General features: G+C 61.3%; 4 protein-coding genes. 2 read left to right on the top strand and 2 right to left on the bottom strand.

Annotation, left to right across the window (positions count from 1 at the left end; all coding sequences use genetic code 11):
* The coding region (locus AC2VON_RS01955) for a nicotinate-nicotinamide nucleotide adenylyltransferase (RefSeq protein ID WP_486951431.1) at positions 1-235 on the bottom strand (235 nt) is incomplete at its 3' end.
* A gap of 155 nt (positions 236-390) precedes the next feature.
* Here AC2VON_RS01955 and AC2VON_RS01950 point away from each other — a divergent pair.
* Both AC2VON_RS01950 and AC2VON_RS01945 read left to right on the top strand, forming a co-directional pair.
* Positions 391-564 (top strand): hypothetical protein, encoded by a 174-nt coding sequence (locus AC2VON_RS01950; RefSeq protein WP_486951430.1) that lies wholly within the window; start codon positions 391-393, stop codon positions 562-564.
* A 311-nt stretch (positions 565-875) separates the two neighbouring features.
* Positions 876-1,820, top strand: a complete 945-nt coding sequence (locus AC2VON_RS01945; protein WP_486951429.1) for a TauD/TfdA dioxygenase family protein — start codon at positions 876-878, stop codon at positions 1,818-1,820.
* 13 nt (positions 1,821-1,833) lie between these two features.
* Here AC2VON_RS01945 and AC2VON_RS01940 read toward each other — a convergent pair.
* Positions 1,834-2,641 (bottom strand): alkaline phosphatase family protein (locus tag AC2VON_RS01940; RefSeq protein WP_486951428.1); only part of this gene is annotated, 808 nt, incomplete at its 5' end.

Genomic DNA, 2,641 nt, shown 5'->3' with positions numbered 1-2,641 from the left:
GGGTGTAGGTGGGGCCGCCGCGGTCGATGTCGACCCGGCTCACCGAGAAGCGCGGGTTGGACGCGGTGGCGATCACCGTCATCAGGTAGCGGTCCTCCGCGGCGGTGACGTGGCGATCCTTCAGCCAGGGCTGGCCGGTCGGCACGAAGATCACTTCGTCGAGGTCGAACCGGTCGGCTGCCTCACTGGCGGCAACCAGGTGGCCGTGATGGATGGGGTCGAACGTCCCACCCATCACGCCCAGACGTCGCCGTTTTTGCACGATAGGCCAGCTTACTTGGCGTGCACCCCGGCGCGAGCGTGCGTGCCCACGCACGACACGCGGCGCGAGGACCCGGTTTTGCGCACGCTCGCGGCCGTGATATCGAACCCCGATGGTCGTTTTTAGGCATGCGAGCAACCATTGATAAGGCAGGACGACTGATTATTCCCAAGGCGTTGCGCGTCGAACCACCCGCTGGCGACTCACTCGACGAGCGGGACGGACGCTGGCTCATACCTGCGGGTGGCGCAGAGATCAACGACGAGATGGTGCGGACATTGCGCGATGCCGGCCAGCGGTAGCATCGCTACCGGCCACACTCGGTTCGGCAGGGATCGCAGGTGGGTCGGTGTACGACGCGCTCGTCGGCGCCACCGCATACGAACATCGGCGCACACTGGTTACCCGCGATCGACGCGCCCGCGCACTCGACGTAACCGTAGAGGTGCTGGCCTGACCCGCTGGGTGGTCTCTCATGCGCCGAGCAATTCCCGACTGATACCTACGCAAGCGGTCAGGCAGCTCGTAGGTTACCAAGGCGCATGCAAACCCGGGATGATTCAATAGAGCCATCAGCGCTGTTGCTGGCCTGAACTGCGAGGAGTTTGAATCGATGGTTTCATTGGATGTCAGCCCGCTGCACGCGGATCTTCCATTCGGCGCGCGTATCTCCGGTGTGACACGGCAAGCCTTGGACGACGCGGATGTGCGGCACCAGATCCGCCACGTCTTCGAGGATCGCGGTGTCATCGTCTTCGAGGCAGTTGAGCCGACCGCCGAAATGCAGGTGTTGATCAGCGAGGTGATCGGACCACTGAAGGACCATCCGGTGAAGACGGTGCGCCGCTATGACCGCGCTAACATGCCCGGCGTGATCACCATCGCCACCGACCCGAAAGCCACCATCGTCGAAATCGACGGCAAGCCGTTGATGTTATGGCAGCCTTGGCATTTCGACCACACGTATAACAATGAGCTGAACCGCGCAGGAGTGTTGCGGGCCGACGAGACCCCTCCCGAGGGCGGCGATACGGCGTTTGCCGATGGCATCGACATCTATAAGCAGATGGCACCGGATATTCGGCAGAAGGCCGAACCCCTCAACATCATCTATACGCTCGATCTATATTATGAGCGGCAAAAATGGGGCTTGCCACAGACCTTTCGCATCATCCAGAGCAAAGGCGCTACCGTATCAGAGACCGCGAAAACCTTTCCCCGCGCCATTCATCCGGCCGTCTGGACACGCCAGACCGGCGATAAGGTGCTGCACATGACGCCGTATGGCTGTCGTGGCATCGAGGGGATGGAAAACCCGGAAGGTGATGCGCTGTTCAAGGAAGTTTGGGACGAGGCGCAGAAATGTATTCGACCTTATGTGCATCACTGGCAGCCGGGCGAAATGGTGCTGTGGGATAACTGGCGTGTCCTACATGAAGCCCGTGGCTGCGACCCGAAGTATCGCCGGATCATGCACCGTACGACCATCGAGGGCGATTACGGACTGGGGCGGTGGGAAACACCGGCGAATGCCGCTCCGGCCGCGCGCCAGCTATAAACGCTTGGTGCCACTATTTCCAGAAAGCGTTCATGGGTTCGGCGTACTTGTCGTTGTCGGTGAGCGGGGCCAGAGTTCCCGGCTCGGGACGCAAGGCGTCTTCGATAGTGGACATCAGATCGTACTGGTTGTAGTAGGTGTCGGTGGTGAAGGGGCCGGCTTGCATCCCCCCAGCCGTCACGGCGTCCTCGTTCGGGATGACAATCATCGGAACATTGTTGCCTTCGTTACCCAAGCCCAATGACAGGACGTTGCTGTCCTCGTCCCACGTGATGACGATCGCGTCCTTCTCGTTCGGGTCAGTCCACGTCGGCGAGTTCTCAATGGTGGATATCGTCTGCTGGAGGTACTGGTCGCCGGCCGCGACGTTGTACTGCTGGTTCGTGAGGTTGCCGACAATGAACTTGGCGAGGCCGGAGAGAGTATCGATGGGGCCTTCCATGTTGCTGGCCTCGTCGGGTTTGACCCACGCGAAGTCCGGGAAGGTGCTCGGGTTCTGCAGAGCGCTGGACAAATCCGACTGCGGGAAAATGTGTTCCTGCAGGTAGGCGGGGGTGTTGTGGTAGACGTAGCTGAATAGGCCGAATGGCGTTGCGTCGACCGCGTCACCCGGCGTTATGTCGGTGGTACCCGCCGGGATGCCCTGGTCGTAGCTGGCCCACGATACGCCCGCCTGATCCATTTCCTGCATGAGGGTGGGCGCGTCGACGACGACCGTGTTCGGGTCGTAGTCGATGCCGAAGCCCGACCCGCCCATGATCCGCATGTAGTTGGCGTCGCTGGGGTGGCTCAGCGAGTAGTAGTTGCTGTCGAAATCTTCG

The organism is Mycobacterium sp. TH-M82 (assembly GCF_057473605.1).
This window is presented reverse-complemented; position numbering and strand designations above follow the sequence as displayed.

Coding starts and splice junctions, on each gene's coding strand:
- AC2VON_RS01950 (WP_486951430.1), top strand. CDS start 391: ATGCGAGCAACCATTGATAAGGCAGGACGACTGATTATTCCCAAGGCG.
- AC2VON_RS01945 (WP_486951429.1), top strand. CDS start 876: ATGGTTTCATTGGATGTCAGCCCGCTGCACGCGGATCTTCCATTCGGC.